Source organism: Marinobacter salarius, from assembly GCF_032922745.1.
In the GTDB taxonomy this organism is placed as follows: domain Bacteria; phylum Pseudomonadota; class Gammaproteobacteria; order Pseudomonadales; family Oleiphilaceae; genus Marinobacter.
On the sequence record NZ_CP136693.1, the window covers coordinates 3,463,492 to 3,480,781 of the forward strand.

15 protein-coding genes and 1 tRNA gene are annotated in these 17,290 nt (G+C 57.7%); 10 read left to right on the top strand and 6 right to left on the bottom strand.

Going from position 1 to position 17,290, the window contains the following annotated elements:
• The first annotated feature begins 84 nt into the window (after positions 1-84).
• The 4 genes from R1T46_RS16015 (at position 85) to R1T46_RS16030 (ending at position 4,159) form a co-directional block, all read left to right on the top strand.
• The gene (locus tag R1T46_RS16015; RefSeq protein ID WP_317306141.1) at positions 85-1,365 is read left to right on the top strand and encodes a M48 family metalloprotease; all 1,281 of its coding nucleotides are present in this window, start codon (positions 85-87) and stop codon (positions 1,363-1,365) included.
• A 75-nt stretch (positions 1,366-1,440) separates the two neighbouring features.
• Positions 1,441-1,986 carry a hypothetical protein gene (locus R1T46_RS16020; RefSeq protein WP_036208377.1) on the top strand — a complete coding sequence of 182 codons (546 nt, stop codon included), beginning with the start codon at positions 1,441-1,443 and terminating at the stop codon, positions 1,984-1,986.
• Positions 1,986-3,173: an iron-containing alcohol dehydrogenase gene (locus R1T46_RS16025; RefSeq protein WP_317306142.1), complete on the top strand. Its 1,188-nt coding sequence runs from the start codon at positions 1,986-1,988 to the stop codon at positions 3,171-3,173. Before R1T46_RS16020 ends, R1T46_RS16025 begins: the two co-directional genes overlap by 1 nt.
• Positions 3,174-3,364: 191 nt before the next feature.
• Positions 3,365-4,159 carry a substrate-binding periplasmic protein gene (locus R1T46_RS16030; RefSeq protein ID WP_317306143.1) on the top strand — a complete coding sequence of 265 codons (795 nt, stop codon included), beginning with the start codon at positions 3,365-3,367 and terminating at the stop codon, positions 4,157-4,159.
• A 17-nt stretch (positions 4,160-4,176) separates the two neighbouring features.
• Here the strand turns inward: R1T46_RS16030 and R1T46_RS16035 are convergent, their stop codons facing one another.
• Both R1T46_RS16035 and R1T46_RS16040 read right to left on the bottom strand, forming a co-directional pair.
• The gene (locus R1T46_RS16035; protein WP_317306144.1) at positions 4,177-6,663 is read right to left on the bottom strand and encodes an ABC transporter permease; all 2,487 of its coding nucleotides are present in this window, start codon (positions 6,661-6,663) and stop codon (positions 4,177-4,179) included.
• Positions 6,663-7,355 (bottom strand): ABC transporter ATP-binding protein, encoded by a 693-nt coding sequence (locus tag R1T46_RS16040; RefSeq protein WP_082040509.1) that lies wholly within the window; start codon positions 7,353-7,355, stop codon positions 6,663-6,665. The genes R1T46_RS16035 and R1T46_RS16040 overlap by 1 nt, the downstream gene beginning before the upstream one ends.
• 80 nt (positions 7,356-7,435) lie before the next feature.
• Between R1T46_RS16040 and R1T46_RS16045 the strand changes: the two genes are divergently transcribed.
• Entirely contained in the window at positions 7,436-8,068 is a 633-nt protein-coding gene (locus R1T46_RS16045) for an arylesterase (protein WP_407070133.1), read from the top strand.
• Positions 8,069-8,075: 7 nt separating this feature from the next.
• Here the strand turns inward: R1T46_RS16045 and R1T46_RS16050 are convergent, their stop codons facing one another.
• On the bottom strand, positions 8,076-9,041 hold the full coding sequence (locus tag R1T46_RS16050; RefSeq protein WP_317306147.1) for a YheT family hydrolase: 966 nt from the start codon (positions 9,039-9,041) through the stop codon (positions 8,076-8,078).
• A gap of 73 nt (positions 9,042-9,114) precedes the next feature.
• Here R1T46_RS16050 and R1T46_RS16055 point away from each other — a divergent pair.
• A tRNA-Asn gene (locus R1T46_RS16055) sits at positions 9,115-9,190 on the top strand.
• 1 nt (position 9,191) lies between these two features.
• Here R1T46_RS16055 and R1T46_RS16060 read toward each other — a convergent pair.
• Positions 9,192-10,484 carry a M18 family aminopeptidase gene (locus tag R1T46_RS16060; RefSeq protein ID WP_317308322.1) on the bottom strand — a complete coding sequence of 431 codons (1,293 nt, stop codon included), beginning with the start codon at positions 10,482-10,484 and terminating at the stop codon, positions 9,192-9,194.
• Between the two features lie 110 nt (positions 10,485-10,594).
• Here R1T46_RS16060 and R1T46_RS16065 point away from each other — a divergent pair, with 110 nt between their 5' ends.
• Together R1T46_RS16065 and R1T46_RS16070 are read left to right on the top strand one after the other, a co-directional pair.
• Positions 10,595-11,074, top strand: coding sequence for a hypothetical protein (locus R1T46_RS16065; protein WP_036208396.1), 480 nt, complete (start codon positions 10,595-10,597; stop codon positions 11,072-11,074).
• 113 nt (positions 11,075-11,187) lie between these two features.
• The gene (locus R1T46_RS16070) at positions 11,188-11,814 is read left to right on the top strand and encodes an outer membrane beta-barrel protein (protein WP_317306149.1); all 627 of its coding nucleotides are present in this window, start codon (positions 11,188-11,190) and stop codon (positions 11,812-11,814) included.
• On the opposite strand, the gene rlmKL is transcribed toward R1T46_RS16070, so the two are convergent.
• Positions 11,798-13,981 (bottom strand): bifunctional 23S rRNA (guanine(2069)-N(7))-methyltransferase RlmK/23S rRNA (guanine(2445)-N(2))-methyltransferase RlmL, encoded by a 2,184-nt coding sequence (gene rlmKL, locus R1T46_RS16075; RefSeq protein ID WP_317306150.1) that lies wholly within the window; start codon positions 13,979-13,981, stop codon positions 11,798-11,800. The two genes, R1T46_RS16070 and rlmKL, sit on opposite strands and share 17 nt — an antisense overlap.
• Positions 13,982-14,303: 322 nt before the next feature.
• Here rlmKL and rmf point away from each other — a divergent pair, with 322 nt between their 5' ends.
• Entirely contained in the window at positions 14,304-14,513 is a 210-nt protein-coding gene (gene rmf / locus R1T46_RS16080) for a ribosome modulation factor (protein WP_040474610.1), read from the top strand.
• A 214-nt stretch (positions 14,514-14,727) separates the two neighbouring features.
• On the opposite strand, the gene R1T46_RS16085 is transcribed toward rmf, so the two are convergent.
• Positions 14,728-15,747: a quinone-dependent dihydroorotate dehydrogenase gene (locus tag R1T46_RS16085; RefSeq protein WP_317306152.1), complete on the bottom strand. Its 1,020-nt coding sequence runs from the start codon at positions 15,745-15,747 to the stop codon at positions 14,728-14,730.
• Positions 15,748-16,122: 375 nt separating this feature from the next.
• Between R1T46_RS16085 and R1T46_RS16090 the strand changes: the two genes are divergently transcribed.
• Complete coding sequence (locus R1T46_RS16090) at positions 16,123-17,289, top strand: cation diffusion facilitator family transporter (protein ID WP_317306154.1); 1,167 nt, start codon at positions 16,123-16,125, stop codon at positions 17,287-17,289.
• Position 17,290 lies beyond the last annotated feature (1 nt).

Genomic DNA, 17,290 nt, shown 5'->3' on the forward strand with positions numbered 1-17,290 from the left:
ATGGTATAAACATCCCAATGCCCAGCAACGGCGACCGCGGATATTCACCAGGGTCTGCCCAGGTATTCAAACAAGGAGTTTATCGTGAACGTTCACACAGGCTTTCGACATCTTACCGTTTTTGTGGTGGTGGCCTTCCTTGCCGGGTGCTCAGTCAACCCGGTCACTGGCGAAAAGCAGCTGTCACTGATTCCCGAAAGCCAGGAGCTTTCCATCGGCAGCGAGCAGTACAAGCCAACTCAGCAAACCCAGGGCGGCCAGTTCTACCTTGACCCGGAATTGAACCTGTACGTCAGTCAGGTAGGCCAGAAGCTGGCAAAGGTCAGTGACCGTCGCGACCTGCCCTACGAGTTTGTGGTTCTCAACAGCAGTGTTCCCAATGCCTGGGCGCTTCCTGGGGGAAAGATTGCCATCAACAGGGGTCTGTTGATGGAGTTGGAGGATGAGGCCCAGTTGGCGTCGGTTCTTGGCCATGAAATAGTTCACGCCGCCGCTCGCCACAGTGTCCAGCGCATGCAGCAAGGCATGTTGATCAGCGCAGGCGTGGCGGGGTTGGGTTTTGCCCTGTCTGATAACGAATGGGCCGGCCTGATCATGGGCGGCGCGGCCATGGGGGCGCAGCTCGCACTCGCCCAATACAGCCAGGGAGATGAGTTGGAGTCTGACCACTACGGCATTCGTTACATGAAAGCAGCCGGATACAACCCACAGGCAGCGGTGGAGTTGCAGGAAGTGTTTGTACGGCTCTCCGAGGACCGTGACACAAGCTTCATTGAAGGCATGTTCGCCACTCACCCGCCGTCACAGAAACGCGTTCGTGAAAACCAGGAACTGGTCGATAAAATTGGCGCGGGCGGCTATCGGGGCGAAGATACCTACGAGAAAAAACTGTCTTTCCTGCGCAGCCGCCAGCCTGCTTACGATGCCTATGACGAAGCCATGAAACTGGCCGGTAACGACAAGCTGGACGAAGCGCTTGCCAAAGTGAATGAGGCCATCAAGGTAGAACCGGAAGAAGCCGCTTTCTACTCGCTCCGCGGTCGCATCTACCGGGCCAAAGAGAACCTTGATAAAGCCGCCGCGGACTTCGACAAGGCCACGTCGTTGTATCCGGAGATGTTCACTTACCAGCTTCACAGCGGCCTGAATGCTCTGGAGTTGAACAATTATGACAAAGCCCGCGAACACCTGAGCCAGGCCAATCAGGTTGTGCCGACATCGATCGCCTACCTGCGGCTGGGGGACGTTGCTGTAAAGCAGGGTAAACGCCAGGAAGCCATCCAATATTACAGCACCGCAGCAGAAGCCGGCGGCGAGGTGGCCGAGGAGGCAAAACGCAAGCTGGCCCAACTGACGCAGAACTGACGTCATCGTCCGCATTGACTTTTAGAGCAATAACTCTAAAAATCGATGTACTTAAACAACAATCGGACGATTGCCATGCTTGCGAAACGTATCCAGCCGATGGTGTTCCAGGCCCGGCGGCTTTATGTGGAGCTGATGTTCCAGGTGATGGGGCGTGCGCTCCAGGCTGTCAGTGAAATTGATTCTGCGGTGCAAAAGGAAGCCCGGGCCCTGCCCGATGGCTTCCTGTTTGAAATGATGGTGATGCCAGACGGGTCACGACTCATTGTTGAACACACGGGGAATGGCCGTTTTCATTACCACGGGGACTCGGCACCACGCCCAGTGGATCTGTCCATTCAGTTCAAGCACATCGCTCACGCTTTCCTGGTGCTCTCGTTCCAGGAGAAAACCTCGGTGGCGTTCGCCAACGACCGCATGCTGGTTGATGGCGATATCAGTTACGCCATCCGCATGACTCGCGTCCTCAATCGGCTTGAGACCTTCATCCTGCCCAAGCTGGTGGCGAAACGTGCGGTAAAGGAATATCCCTCAAACCTTCACCTGCCTGAGAAGCTCCTCAGCGCAGCCCGTATTTATCTCAAGGTTGCAACCCAATTTGTCGAGACGGTGAGAGCATAATGACGAACCAATATTACGAGTTTTTCTGCCCGGTCAAAGTCATCGCCGGCAAAGCGGCCCTTGAGCATATTCCCTACGAGCTTACCGGTCTTGCCGCCAAGCGCCCAATGATCGTGACCGACAAGGGTGTCAGGGCCGCGGGCCTTCTGGACCCGGTGGTCGCGGCCTGCGAGGAAAGCGGGTTGGAAATCATCAGCATCTACGATGATGTGCCGCCAGATTCGTCCACCGACGTGGTCAGGGACATCGCCGGAATCTATCGCAGCGAGAAATGTGATTCCATCATTGCGGTGGGTGGCGGCTCTGCCATCGATACCGCCAAGGCCGTGAACATTCTGGTGTCAGAGGGTGGCGACGACATTGCAGCCTACAGTGGTGCGGGGGTGATCAAGCATCCCCTGAAACCATTCCTGGTGGTTCCAACCACCGCCGGCACGGGCTCGGAAGTAACATCGGTAGCCGTGATCACCGATACAACCAAGTCAGTGAAACTCCCCTTTACTTCGTCATTCCTGCTACCCAATGCGGCCGTAATAGACCCCAGGATGACACTGACACTGCCTCCACACATCACGGCTGCCACCGCGATGGACGCCATGACCCATGCCACGGAAGCCTTCACCTGCATGGCCAAGAACCCGCTTAGCGATGCCTATGCCACTGCGGCGATCAAAAAGATCAGCACCTCGCTGCTGCAGGTTATGGATAACCCGAAGGACAGCGATGGCCGGCTGGAGCTGGCGCAGGCCTCCACCATGGCGGGAATTGCGTTCTCAAACTCCATGGTGGGACTGGTTCACGCCCTCGGACACGCCACCGGTGCCATTTGCCACCTGCCCCATGGCTTGTGCATGAGCCTGTACCTGCCCTATGTACTGGAGTACAACCTCGAGTCTATCCGGGCGCCGCTGGGCGAGCTTCTGCTCTACCTCGAAGGGCCTGATGTCTATTCCGCCACACCGGCCAGCCGCCGCGCGGAAGCCAGCATTTCCGCGCTGCGCAAACTGCGTGATGAGCTCCATAAGCGCTGCAAGCTGCCCCGCACCCTCAAGGAAGCCGGCAGCGTTGAGGAGCACCAGCTTGATATCATCGCCGAAATGGCCATGGACGACGGCGCCATAATGTTCAACCCAAAAGAGGTCAGCCTCGAAGATGCTCGCTCAGTTCTGAAGCGCGCCTGGGCCTGATCAGGTAACGCCGTGCACCCGGCTCCAGCCGGGTGTTTCAGGCTCTTCAGGAAATAAAGGCTGACACTCGGCACTGCAAAAACATTCCAATCGTGTCATTGAAATTGACCGTGGAAACAGTGACAATTCTGCTGGAGCTGGCAGGGATGTAGCCGGGCTAGAATGTCTTCTTGAAACAGAGCCTCGCATCTATGCGCAACGACTCATCCGGCCGGCCTATCCCGATCGCCATCACGTCACTGACACTCCTGCTTTCGTCCCTGTTTGGTGCAACTGCACTCGCTACCGAGGATGCGTCTTCGCAGGACGCAGAGCGCGTATTCCGATTCAACGTCTCGCCGAATGGCTATCCTCCTTACCTGATTACAGAGGGTGATAAGCAGTCCGGCATCATGTGGGATGTGGTCGCCCTGATTGCGGAGCGGTTGGACTATCGCGTTGTCGCCGAACAGGTTCCCCGCAAACGTGTCGACCAGATGCTAATGGACGGCTACCTAGACGGCACTACCCGAGCGAGGGAGTGGACTGACAACCCGGAGGATTTTGTCTTCACAGACCCCGTGGTTAACGTTGAGGAAGTCCTGTTTGTCCCGAAACATTCAGCGTTTCAGTTTGAAGTGCCTGAAGACCTGCTTTCAAAAACCCTGGTTACCCACCTCGGTTACCATTACCCCACATTGGAGCCTTTCTTTGAATCTGGAGACATCAAACGTTTTGATGTCTCCAAGGACCGGGACATGTTCCGATACGTCCTTCATGGCGAGGACCTCGACGCCGCGATCGCAGATCGCCTGGTTGGCAAGTGGATATTGCGGAACGAGGGGCTCCAGAAGGAATTCACAACAACGTCCACCAAACTCAGCGAATACGGTTTCCGGTTGATGCTTCGGAAGGACTGGGCACCTTTCGCCAACGCCTTTAACCGAGAACTTCAAGCGCTCCAGGAGAACGGCAGACTGGATGAAATTCTCTCCAACTACCGTTAACTCCGGAATCGCCTCTGCTATTCAAGTCGCCTGAGCAGGAGCATCGGCGATACGCTCAGTACGGGCTTCAATTGCCAGCGACCGAACAGCGCCAACACCAGGGCACTGAATAGTGGGATAGGCAGTATGGTCTGCCAGTGCCAACGGAACTCGCCTTCAAACATGCGGAACTGCAGTGCCCAGACAGCGGCTTCTGCTGCCGCAACGCCGAGAATACCGGCAAAGAATCCCAGCAGCGCGAACTCCAGCATGGTACTCCTTACCAGCAGTGTCTGTCGGCCGCCCAGAGTCCGCAGCAGCGCACCTTCCCGTTGCCGATCCTGCATGGTGGCACTGACTACCGCAGCCATCACCACCAGGGCGGCGGCCAGGATCAACGCCAATATCGCTTCGATGGCCTGGGTAACCTGCCGTACGATTTCCTGGATACGCTCAATCACGTGGTCGATTTCGAGCACGGAAACCGTGGGAAACCGGCGTGAGAAATCGTTAAGTTGGGACTTCAGGTCCGCCGGCAGATAGAATGCTGTAATCCACGTGGCGGGCATGTCTTCCAGACCACCTCCCGGGGGAAACGCCATGTAGAAATTGGGTTTCATGCTGTCCCACTGGACGGTGCGAATACTGGTAACGGTTTCCGTGATCTTCTCCGAGCCAATGGTGAACCCAAGCTCGTCCCCCACCTCTACACCGAGCTTTCCAGCCAGTTCCGCTTCAATGGAGACACCGTCGGTCTGCCCGTTCGTAAACCATTGGCCAGCAACAATGCCGTTGTCGTCTGGCAGCTCTTCCATCCAGGTCAGGTTTAACTCGCGGTTAAGGGCCCCGACTCGTTCGTCCTTGGTCACGGCTTCTTTCACCGGCTGCCCGTTCAGCTCAGTAAGCCGGCCACGGACCATGGGATACAGCTTCTCCAGAGGGTGCCCACGTTCCGCCCAGAACTCATCCACCTCATCCACCGCCTCCGGGGCGATGTTGATCAGGAAGTGGTTGGGCGTGTCTTCAGGCAATTGCGACTGCCAGTCGTCCAGCAGGGACGTTCTGACAAGGATCAGCGTGGCCGCCAGCATCAACGTCATGGCGAAGACCGCAATCTGGGACAGGCTGGCCCTGCGATGCCGGTACAGACCGACAAGTGCCAGCCGCCAGGCGTTCCCACCACCACTGATGCGACGCAGTGTGGTGACCATCAACCACCCAAGCAGGCCCAGAGTGCCGAGCAACAAGGCAAGCCCGCCAAGAAGGGACAGCACCAGGGACACTTCCCTGGCGTACATCCATACCAAGCCAAAGATTGCGACGACTGCAATCACCAGGTCGGGAATCGCTTCGCGGCCGGATTCGCCAGGCTGGCTTCGCAGCACCCGCATCGCCGGCACGTTCCGCAGCCTTCGAATGGGTGGATACGCAAAGGCAAACAGCGACACCAACGCCGTCAAAAGTGCCGGCGCCAACGCATTGGGATCAATCTGGTAGTCTATCTGCCGCTCCAGCACATCCCCCAACACGCTGGACAGCAGCCAATACAGGGGTAAGGCCACCAACAGGCCGCCAACGGCACCAACGACACCCCACAGAGCCAATCGACGCAAATACAGGCGACCTATCCCCTGGCTGCGAACCCCCAGTGTTTTCAGCAGCGCCACGGTATCCCGTTGCGACAACGCGTACTGACGGCTGGCGACCGCCACGGCGACCGCCGCCAACATCACCGCCAGGCTGCCACCCAGCAACAGAAAACGCTCAGCCCGTTCCAGGGAGCGGGAGAAGGTCTCGCCATCACGCACACCCTCCCACTCGTGGCTGGGCTCCAGTTGTGGCTGCAGCCAACCGTAGTAATCGTTGAGCAACGCTTCTTCACCGGCAAACAGGTACACGTATTCAACCCGGCTGCCCTCCTGAATCACACCGGTTGCGCCAACGTCATCCGCGTGCATCATTACCCTTGGCGCCAGAGCGGACATATTGAAGCCGCCGTCCGGCTCACGCACCAGCAGGCCGGCAATGGTCAGCCCCTGATTACCAACCTCCAGGGTGTCTCCCAGTTCAAGCTCCAGGAGCCGTAGCAAACGCGGGTTGATCCAGACCTCGCCCGGCGCAGGGCCATGAGCAACCGTTTGCCTCGGTGCCTCCGCACCCTCCTGGTATTCCACTTCGCCCCGCAGCGGGTATTCGTTGTTCACCGCCTTGACCGACACCAGCTGGAAATTCCCGGCACCAAAGACCATCGTGGAGAATTCGACCATACGGGCCGTTTCCAGCCCTCTTTGCTCGGCTTCCTGCATCCACCTCTCAGGAATCGGCCGGCCGTTTTCCGCTTCCAATTGGCGATCCGCAGCAAGAAAAGAGCTGGCTGACGACACCAGGGTGCGCTGCAACTGGCTGGCGAACAGGGCAATGGTTGCTACCGTGGCAACCGCGATGATCAGCGCCGAGAGCACGACACGAACATCCCGTTCGCGCCAGTCACGTTTGACCGACATGAGTTTCTTAGAAGCCGCCATCAGTTCACCGCTTCTGGCTGAGGGGCCGTCGAAGGTTCGGTCAATACACCGGCCTCGATATTGAATTGTCGGCCACAGCGGGCGGCAAGCCGTTCGTCGTGGGTCACCATGACCAGTGTTGTGCCCTGCTCCCGATTCAGGGTCATCAACAGGTCGGATACGTCAGCGCCAGTGCGGTTGTCGAGATTACCGGTGGGTTCGTCGGCAAACAGGATGGCCGGCTCGGAGGCAAAGGCGCGAGCAATGGCTACCCGCTGCTGTTCGCCACCGGAAAGCTGCCTCGGGGTGTGAGAGAGCCGTTCGCCAAGCCCGACCCGTTCCAGTAACTCCTTTGCTTTGGCTTTCGGAGAATCGAAACCGCCCAGCTCCAGCGGCAGCATAACGTTCTCCAGCGCGGTCAGGGCCGGCAATAACTGGAATGACTGGAACACGAAGCCAACACGGCGGGACCGGAGTTTCGCGCGTTCATCCTCACTGAGCTTGCTGATCACCGAACCATCAAGTTCAACGGTGCCATCGGACGGGGTATCCAATCCGGCCAACAGCCCCAACAACGTAGTTTTTCCGGAGCCGGAGCGCCCGACAATGGCGACTGATTCACCCCGGTTGATTTCCAGACTGACCCCCTGCAAGATCGTCAACGTATCTGTCTCCAGGCTGACCTTGTGCGTCAGGTTACTGACTTTCAGCATGGGGCTGACATTATCCGGTTTGTGATCACTTAAGTCGCTCACGAGCTCTCCACAACGGTTGTATTGAACACAGGACCTCTATGCATACGGTATTTTTACGCCTGAGATCAATAGTTTTTCTCGCTTTAATGTGTATTGGTGCGCAGGCTCAGGCCAGCCAGAGCACACTGATGATCGTTGGAGACAGCCTCAGCGCAGCCTACGGCGTGCAAACCGGGGAATCCTGGGTGGCTCTGCTTCAGGAACGGCTCGAGGGCGAGGGCCTGGACCACTGGCAGGTGGTGAACGCCAGCATCAGCGGCGAAACCACCGATGGCGGTCTGCGCCGCCTGCCGGATCTTCTGGACAAGAACGAACCGGCCATTGTTGTCATCGAGCTCGGTGGTAACGATGGCTTGCGAGGATTTCCGCCCAACGTTATCCGCCAAAACCTGGCCCGGATGATTGAGCAGGTAAAAGAGACAGGCGCCGAAACCCTGCTGGTGGGCATGCAGATTCCGCCCAATTACGGTCAGCGATATACCCGCGCCTTCGCGGACATTTACCCCGAACTTGCCGACGAATACGAGACCGAACTGCTCCCCTTCTTCCTGGAAGGTATCTATGACCAGGAGGGCATGATGCAAGGCGATAGCATTCATCCGACGGCGGAAGCGCAGGGTCAGTTGCTCGATAACATCTGGCCGGTGCTGGAACCCATGCTCAGGGAATAGCCCTGCCTTAAGCCACCAGCGTGCGGGCATGCGCCACAGCCCGCCGTTCCGACCAGTAATAACCATCCTGAACGTGCTCAACAAAGCCGACATGGCCGCCCCAACGGGGCGCCTCCAGCCGCACGTAAGCGCCCAGTTGCGCACGGGACTCCGGAAAACATTGCCGGGACAGGAACGGGTCGTCGGCAGCGTTAACCATCAGCGCCGGCACACGGATGTCTTTGAGGGCCCACAAGGCAGAACAGTTGGCCCAATAGTCCCTGGCATCTCGGAAACCGTGTAACGGGGCGGTGTAGCGGTCATCAAACTCATGGAAACTGCGAATTTTCTCGAACCCGGCAATATCGATCAGCCCCGGGAATCGTTTCGACTTCTCTTCCATCTTCACGTGAAGGTCGCGCAGAAAACGTTGCATGTAGATACGCCGACTGGGCCGGGCCAGCGTATCCGCACTGCCGGCCAGGTCACAGGGTACGGAATAGGTGACAGCGCCGCAGATACGGCTATCCACCTGCTCTGATTTCTGCCCGAGGTATAGCAGTGTGAGGTTACCGCCCATGCTGAAGCCCGAAAGCATCACTTTTCCATATCCCTGAGCAAGTCCATGCTGCACGACCCTGTCCAGGTCGCCAGTTGCGCCGCTGTGGTAAAAGCGGGGCTGGTGGTTCATCACACCGCCGCACGAACGAAAGTTCCAGGCCAATACATCCCAACCGTCGTTCAACAGCGCCCGCGCCAATCCTTGCATGTAAGGGCGCTGACTGTGCCCTTCCAGGCCGTGGGATAACACCGCCAACCGGTCGTTCCCCTGGCGATACCAATCCAGATGTAACTCGTCATCGTCCTCCGTTGGCAGCGATTCCCTGACCGGCTCTGTCAGTGACACCTTGCGAAACAGAGTCGGCCAGACAGACTGAACGTGGCCATTGCGCAACCACAGGGGTGGCTTGTAATACAGATTGTGGTCGTACAAAATTTAACCTTTCAATTCATGGGGTTGACGCCGCCGGGCAAAGCCCCTATTATGCGCGCCATTCCGACTTTGTTCCCCGATAGCTCAGTTGGTAGAGCAACGGACTGTTAATCCGTTTGTCGCTGGTTCGAGCCCAGCTCGGGGAGCCACTTACAGCACCTCCTCTCGCTGCATGAACTCCCGCAGCACCCGGAACAACGTAACCCCATCTCTGGTTCCTGCCATTTCCCGGATTGAGTGCATACCAAACTGCGGCACACCGATATCCAGCGTTGTCACCCCAAGATTGCCGGCGGTCAGCGGGCCGATCGTGCTTCCACACCCCATGTCACTGCGCACCACAAAAGTTTGGTATGGCAGGTCCAGTTCATCGCTGATGTGGCGGTAGAGCGCAGCGGAGCGGCTGTTGGTCGCGTAGCGCTGATTGTGGTTGACCTTGATGACCGGCCCCCGATTGAGGATCGGACCATGGTTCTCATCGTGCCTGTCCATGTAGTTGGGGTGAACGCCATGCGCGTTGTCCGCGGAGATCATCATCGAGCGGGCGATCGCCCGTGCCCGCCCCTTGCCGCACCAGCGATCGAGAACTGCGGACAGGAATGGCCCCTGCGCACCTTCCGCCGACACGCTGCCCACTTCCTCATGGTCGTTACAGACCAATAGCGCCGGCTCGTCGCCGGATGACTCAATAAGCGCCTGCAACCCGATGTAGCAACTCAGCAGATTGTCCAGCCTGGCCGAGGCAATAAAGTCATCGCGCAGGCCCACGATCGATGCCGGATGGGCGTCGTAAAAACCCAGTTCGTAACCAAGGATTTTACGAATTCCGATACGCGGCTGCTCATTGGCCAACTGTTCCGTGAGAAGATCTGCGAAGCTTGTGGTGTCATCTTCCGGCACCTGCATCAGTACCGGCGGCAGATCCGTTTGCGGATTCACGGTGCGGTTGCTGTTGGCTTCCCGGTCCAGGTGAATGGCCAGACTGGGGATGTAGGCCACAGCCTTGCGAAAATCGACCAGCGTATCCTTCACCGATCCGGACTCATCCACATACGTCACCCGGCCCGCCAGCGACAGGTCGCGGTCAAACCAGGGATTCAGCAACACGCCGCCGTAGACTTCCACACCCAACTGGAAAAACCCCTTGCGGCGCAGTTCCGGGTTAGGTTTCACCTTCAGGCAGGGGCTGTCGGTGTGGGCACCCACCATACGAATACCGGCTTCCGCGGGGTCGCGGCGACCAGTGCGAAACGCCACGATGGATGAGCCGTTACGGATGGCGTAATAGCCCTGCCCCGCTTCCAGTTCCCAGTCTTCTCTCTCATCCAGAGCCTTGAAACCAGCCTCATCCAGGCGATGCTTCATGCTGGCCACTGCGTGCCAGGGTGTCGGCGAAGCGTTCAGAAATTCGAGCAAATCGGTGTTAAATTCAGCGTGTTCCATGATGTCCCTGATAAACTGATAATTGCGGCGCCAGTATGGCATGATGGCGCCCGACGTCATATCCGTACAAAACGGCTGCCCGCGCAGCCCGGCTACCCGGAGAGTGTACCTTGCCCGCACCGCGTTTTCTTGATATCGAATACTGCCAGACCGACGACGTTCTGTTCCCCGTGGCCATGGCCTGGTCACTGGAAGACGGGCAGATGAAAACCGTCGTCATCGCCCCGGCCGACGAATGGATACCGGAAGACGCCGACCTGGGCGATATCGACCTGCTCTACCTGGAAGAACAGGGAGTGCCGCTGATCGAACTGGCCCAGGAGCTTCATCAGGACCTGCCCGACCAGACGGTTTACGTGGACGGCATGGACCCGGACGAAATCCTGGTGGACCTGATCTTCACCGCCGTCGCCATGGACGCGCCCTTCGAAATCGCGGGCATGGAAGAACTGGTCACGTCCCTGCCCCGGGAAGCGCTGGACGACCGCCGCAGGCAACTGCTGTCCGACGAAGGCCTGGAACCTCAACTGCCCGAAAACGGGGTCTATGCACTGTTATTGATTGCACGTGAGGAAGGCTTCTTCGACTGAGCCCTATCCTACAACGTCGCTGGCAATGCGAACTGTGACTTGGGTCGACGTAACAAACAGTTACAGAAGGCAGAATCTGTCGGAATCCGACAACGCCAGGAAGCCCAATAACAATGAACACGCTGTTGCGACACCTCTTCACGGCCGCCACGCTTTCCGCAGCTTTGCTCACACCGGTCATGGCCAGCGCACAGGATAAAGCGCCCCGCGAAGGCATGACCTATGTCGGCGTTCTGGCCACCGGCCTCAACCACCGGTCTGTAGGCCAGAACACCCTCGAAACAGCCTGGTCGACCACGGGCTCCATCGTGCTTGGAACGCATATTTCCGAGTATTTTCACGTGGAGATCCGCGCAGGTGCGGGTACCACCACCGCCGAAATCGACAACGAACTGGAACTGGACATCGAATACTTCGCCAGTTGGTACATTGGCGGCCATTATCCGATCACCGACTACGCCAACGCCTACGCCCAGTTCGGCTTCTCCCACGTGCAAGGGGTTGCCACCCTCACCCCGCTTGGCAAGGCCCGGGAAGCCGATCCCGACGATGGCTCGCCCTACGCCTCAATCGCGGACGAGTATCCGGACAGTTCCTTCAGCGTGAGCTGGCTGCTTGGCCTGGATTTCGAGGTTATCGATAATGGTTTCATCGTCCTGGAAGGCGGCCGGTTGTTTGAAGACACCGAAACCGGCGCGAACACCTTCCAGTTCTCAACCGGGTTTAAATACGAGTTCTGACCTGCCAGCATCGGTGAATTCGCGCATTGCGCTGAAAATCCCGGTCCAGGGTGTCGCGGGTCACTTCTTCAATGGCGAACTCCTCTTCCAGGCTCTCATCCAGCTTGAAGCGCCGGAAGTTGGTCGAGAAAATCAGCAGGCCTTCCGAGGTCAGCCGCTGCATCGCCTGGCGTATCAACCTGCCATGGTCTTTCTGGATATCCAGTACCCCAGCCATGCGGGCGGAGTTCGAGAAGGTAGGCGGGTCCATAAAAATTAGGTCAAAACGCTGATCGCTGGTCGGCTTGCCCGCCAGCCACGCCAGGCAATCTGCCTGCTCCACCCGGTGATGGGACGCATCCGCACCGTTAAGCGCAAGATTCTCCTGAGCCCAGTTCACGTAAGTTTTCGACATATCCAGGCTCAGTGAACGGGTCGCGCCGCCGACTGCTGCGTGCACGGTGGCCGCTCCGGTATAACAGAACAGGTTCAGAAACCGCTTACCCGCAGCGTTCTGCTGAATCCAGTTGCGTACCGGGCGATGGTCCAGGAACAGGCCGGTATCCAGGTAGTCCTTGAGATTCACCTTCAGAACACAACCATGTTCGTGAACGTTGAAAAACTCTCCGCTGGCCGCCTGCTTTTCGTACTGGCTGGTACCTGTCTGCCGCTGTCGTTGCTTGCAGACCATGTCTTCCCGCTCGACACCGATGGCGTCAGGAATCACCGCCAGAGCCTCGGCCAACCGTTCCCGCGCGGAACGCTCGTCGACTGACTTGGGAGCAGCGTACTCCTGAACGTGGACACGGCCCTCGTAGACATCAATAGCGAGTGCAAACTCGGGCATATCAGCGTCATACAGCCGGTAACAGCCGATACCCTGCTTGCGGGCCCACTGGCCGACGGTCTTCGTATTTTTCTTCAGGCGATTGCGCAGCATCGCCGCGCGCTCTTCATTGGCGATGCGGGGCGTCACCTCGCCCGGCACATCGGGCTCCCGTGGTGTCATGGCGCTGGCGTCATCCACATTGAACAACAGCAACTGCGCCGGCAACTTGCCGTTGTAGAGACGGTACTGCTTGTAGCTGCGAAGGCCTATGGATTTGCCGTACTCGGGCGCACCGGTGAATACGCCAAACCGCCAGCCCGGCAACGCTTCCTTAACGGCTTCACCCAGGCTGCGATAAAGACCACCCAGCTCCTTGCGTTCGCTCAGGCGCTCGCCGTAGGGGGGGTTAACCAGCACCAGGCCAGTCTCGGCCCAGGCCTCTTCGCGGCTGAACTGGTCAACTCCTTGCTGCTTGATGGTTACGATGCCTTCCAGGCCAGCCCGTTGCAGGTTGTTCCCTGCGGTTTGTATCACCCCTCGATCCTGGTCAAAGCCCAGGAAGGCAGGAACGCGCCCCTCAATGCCCTGCTTACCGACGTAGGCGCGCTTCTCGGCTTCCTGACGCAGTGAGAGCCAGAGTTCCGGCTGGTGGCCCAACCAACGCTCAAAACCGAAACGTTCACGCTTGCGGCCAGGTGCGAGATCCAGAGCCATCATGGCAGCCTCAATCACCAGCGTACCGGAACCACACATAGGGTCGATGAAATCACCACCGGATTTTGCCAGTTCCGGCCAACCGCATCTCATCAGCAGCGCCGCCGCCAGGTTTTCCTTCAGTGGTGCTGCCCCCTTTTCCGTGCGATAGCCACGCTTATGGAGGCTGTCGCCGCTCAGATCGATGCCAACCGACAGTTTGCCGCGGTTCAGGCGTGCGGACACCGTTACATCCGGGTTTTTGGCGTCCACGGAAGGCCGCTGACCACTGGCACTGCGCAGACGGTCCACAATGCCATCCTTCACTCGCTGGGCACCGTATTGCGTGTTGCGAATGGCTTCGTTCTGCCCCACAAAGTTGACGCGGAAACTGCCATTCATCGGAATATGCTGCTGCCACTCCAGGTCCGTTACACCACCCAGCATCTGGTCACCGGAGGTGGCGTCCACATCCGCCAGATGAAGGATGACCCGGTTTGCGAGCCTCGACCACAGGCAGGCACGATAGCCACTTTCAAGGGTGCCGTTGGCCCAGACACCTGCCGGTGCGTTCCGGACCGGGTCCATGCCGAAGGTACGCAGTTCATCCTCCAGCAAATACTCCAGGCCCTTGGGGCAGGTTACGAAAAAGTTAAGGTCTGACACGTTCGACTCCTGAGTCGTTTCTACGATGGCTAAGGTCGTGGGATTAGCGCATTTTCCGAGGCTTTCACGGGCTTGTTATGTCACACAACTATAAGAGAAGCTTCATATAGATGAAATAAATAGTGTACAAGGGCGCTGGCTTAGTCTTACCTTGTAGGTGACGCGTCGTTCCGGAGAGCCAACAAAGGGCTCTCTGTTAACAGGATCCTGACTGCTCTGGCCATACCTGACAATAGTGGGTTACCCCGGAAGGGTTGCCCCAAGTCCCGGCCACGGCAGATGTGTACACGCTTGTTCTGTTAATCCATCAGTGAGGAACGGCATGAAAAGACAGAAAAGAGATATGTACGCTCGTGCATTCAAACGGGGTTACCTGGCCGGTGTGTCCGGTAAAGCAAAAGACAGTTGCCCGTTGGAACAGCCGGAAGTTCGCCAGGAATGGCTCAACGGGTGGCGAGAAGGCCGCACAGATCAATGGGAGGGCATGACCGGCGTATCCGGCATCCACAGACTGGCAAACGTAACGGCATAGCGCCGTTTGTCAGCACCCCGAATCTTTAATCTGATCTTTCAACACTACACAATTTGACGCAGTACCCAGAGCAACCCAAACGGGTCCTCCCGACCCGTACCATGCGATGACACGCCACGGGGTTTATTCCCCGCACGGGCCCGCTAAGCGGGCCCACTTTATTTCTGGCCTCACTTCCTGGCACACCTCATGGCACACCGTTCTCACCACCGCATCAAGTCAAGCGTCGAATCGCGTTGACCGACTCCCGGATCAATGCCGGCCCACGATAGATAAAACCGGTGTAAATCTGCACCAACTTTGCGCCGGCACGAATTTTCTCAGCCGCGCTGTCACCGTCAGTAATGCCGCCTACCCCGATAATCGGTAACGACTCTCCCAGTTCTGCATACAGTGCCTGAATCACCCGCGTGGAAGACGCCCTCACCGGTGCCCCGCTGAGCCCCCCAGTCTCTTCCGCGTACCGATGCCCGGCGACGGCCTCACGGCTGATGGTGGTATTGGTGGCTATGACGCCGTCCAACCCCGACGCTTTCAGGGCGTTGGCCACAAAACGCACTCCGTCGTCGTCCATATCCGGAGCGATTTTCACCGCCATCGGCACATACCGTCCATGCTCCTTCTCACAACGTGCCTGCTCCTCCTTAATGGCGTGCATCAGGCCCTTGAGAGAATCACCGAACTGAAGGTCCCGCAGACCGGGTGTGTTGGGGGATGAGACGTTCACCGTGATGTAGTCAGCACGGGAGTACACCGCTGCAATACCTTTGCGGTAATCTGATTCGGATTCCTCGTTGGGTGTCGCCTTATTCTTGCCAACATTGATACCCAATACGCCGGCGTAACGGCGCTTGTCCACGCGATCCAGCAGGTATTCAAGGCCCTGGTTATTGAAGCCCATCCGGTTGATAATGGCGCTGTGCTCAGGGAACCGGAACATTCTCGGCTTCGGATTACCAGGCTGGGCCAGAGGCGTAACAGTGCCCACCTCGATAAACCCAAACCCCAATGCGCCCAAAGAATCCAGATGATCAGCATTCTTGTCGAGGCCCGCAGCCAGTCCAACGGGATTGGGAAACTCCAGGCCCATCACCCTGGTTGGCAGCGGCTCCGGCTTGCTGACGAGCGCCTGGAGCAACCCGAGCTTTCCTGCCATATCAAGCCCTGACAATGTCAGGTTATGAGCAGTCTCCGGTGGCAGCCGGAACAGTAGTTCGCGCATAATGCCATACATACAGAATCTCCCTGATCGAGAACGATGCGGAGTATACCGGAAGTTTTCCACAGCATCGCCCTACACCTTAAATATGACGGCTAAATGTCTGTAGCGTTAAGCTCTTGTGACCTTTTCCACGGAATCTGTGGATAACCCTGTTGAAAATCGCGGGGCAACGCGGCTGAACCCTTGATATTCGCGCCAGTCTACAGATTGATCATTTTTTGATCAGTTTATTTGTCTATATTTATCAACACGTTATGACGCATTTTTTGTAGTGAAAGACGAATCGATCAGAGGGTGTCACGTTATTCAGCGATTCCGCCCATGTGCATAAAACATACAGCGATGCTGTTCGTTATACTGACTAACTGCCCCTTTGGAGACTCTCGAATGGCAGACCAACAGTCCTTTTCCTCCCAAGAACACAAGGGACTTTCCCAGGAGCGCAAGGCAGCGTCGCGCGTGACGTTTGTCGGAATGGTGCTGGATGGCGTACTGGGCCTCATTAAGGTTATCGCAGGAACGCTGTTTCATTCCCAAGCGCTGGTGGTGGACGGTATTCATTCGTTTACCGATGTTGCATCGGATCTGGTAGTGCTAGGCGTCATGCGCGTTTCCCGTCAGGCACCGGACCAGGATCATCCTTATGGCCATCAACGCATAGAAACCATGGGTACCATGGTGCTCGGCAGCATTCTTATTGCGGTGGGCGCAGCCCTGGCCTGGGACAACACCCTGCGCCTCCTTGACGGTGGCACCGTGAACATTCCCGAATGGCCGGTATTGGCAGCGGCCTTCATATCCGTTGCCAGCAAGGAATGGATCTATCGCTACACCCGCCAGGTTGGCATCGCGATCCGCTCGGACCTCATCATCGCCAATGCCTGGCACAGTCGCACCGATGCCCTCTCATCCGTGGTGGTGCTCTTCTCAACCATGGGCGCCATGCTGGGCTATCTGTGGCTGGACATTCTCGCGGCAGTGATTATCTCCGGAATCATCATTCACATCGGATGGCGCTTCACCTGGGACAGCGTAAAAGAGCTCGTCGATACAGGCCTGTCCCCGGAAGATACCGAAGCACTGATAAACATCGCCAGTAAGACTGACGGCGTGCGTAACGTGCACGAACTTCGCAGCCGCCGCATGGGACACGACATCCTGTTGGATGTGCACCTCGTTGTGTCGCCGGAGATCAGCGTTTCGGAGGGCCATCAAATAGGAATGCAGGTGGTAAAAGCCATGCGTGATTCGCTGGACAACATTCTCGACATCAATTTCCACATTGATGCCGAGAACGACGAAATCCATCCCCAGACCTCCGAGCAGCTTCCTGCCCGGGCAGAAATCCGCGAGGCACTCCAGCAACACATCGACAATCTTCCATCCAACAACCGGCTACGGCTTCACTATCTCCGCAACCGGGTTCATATGGAACTGTTTATGGAGATCCCTGAATCCGAGGCGCTTCCTGACGCCCATAGAATCAGCGAGGAACTGGCCCGCTACGCCTGGTTCGGCAGCCTCAGAATCTGGCACGCTCATACTGAGAACTGAC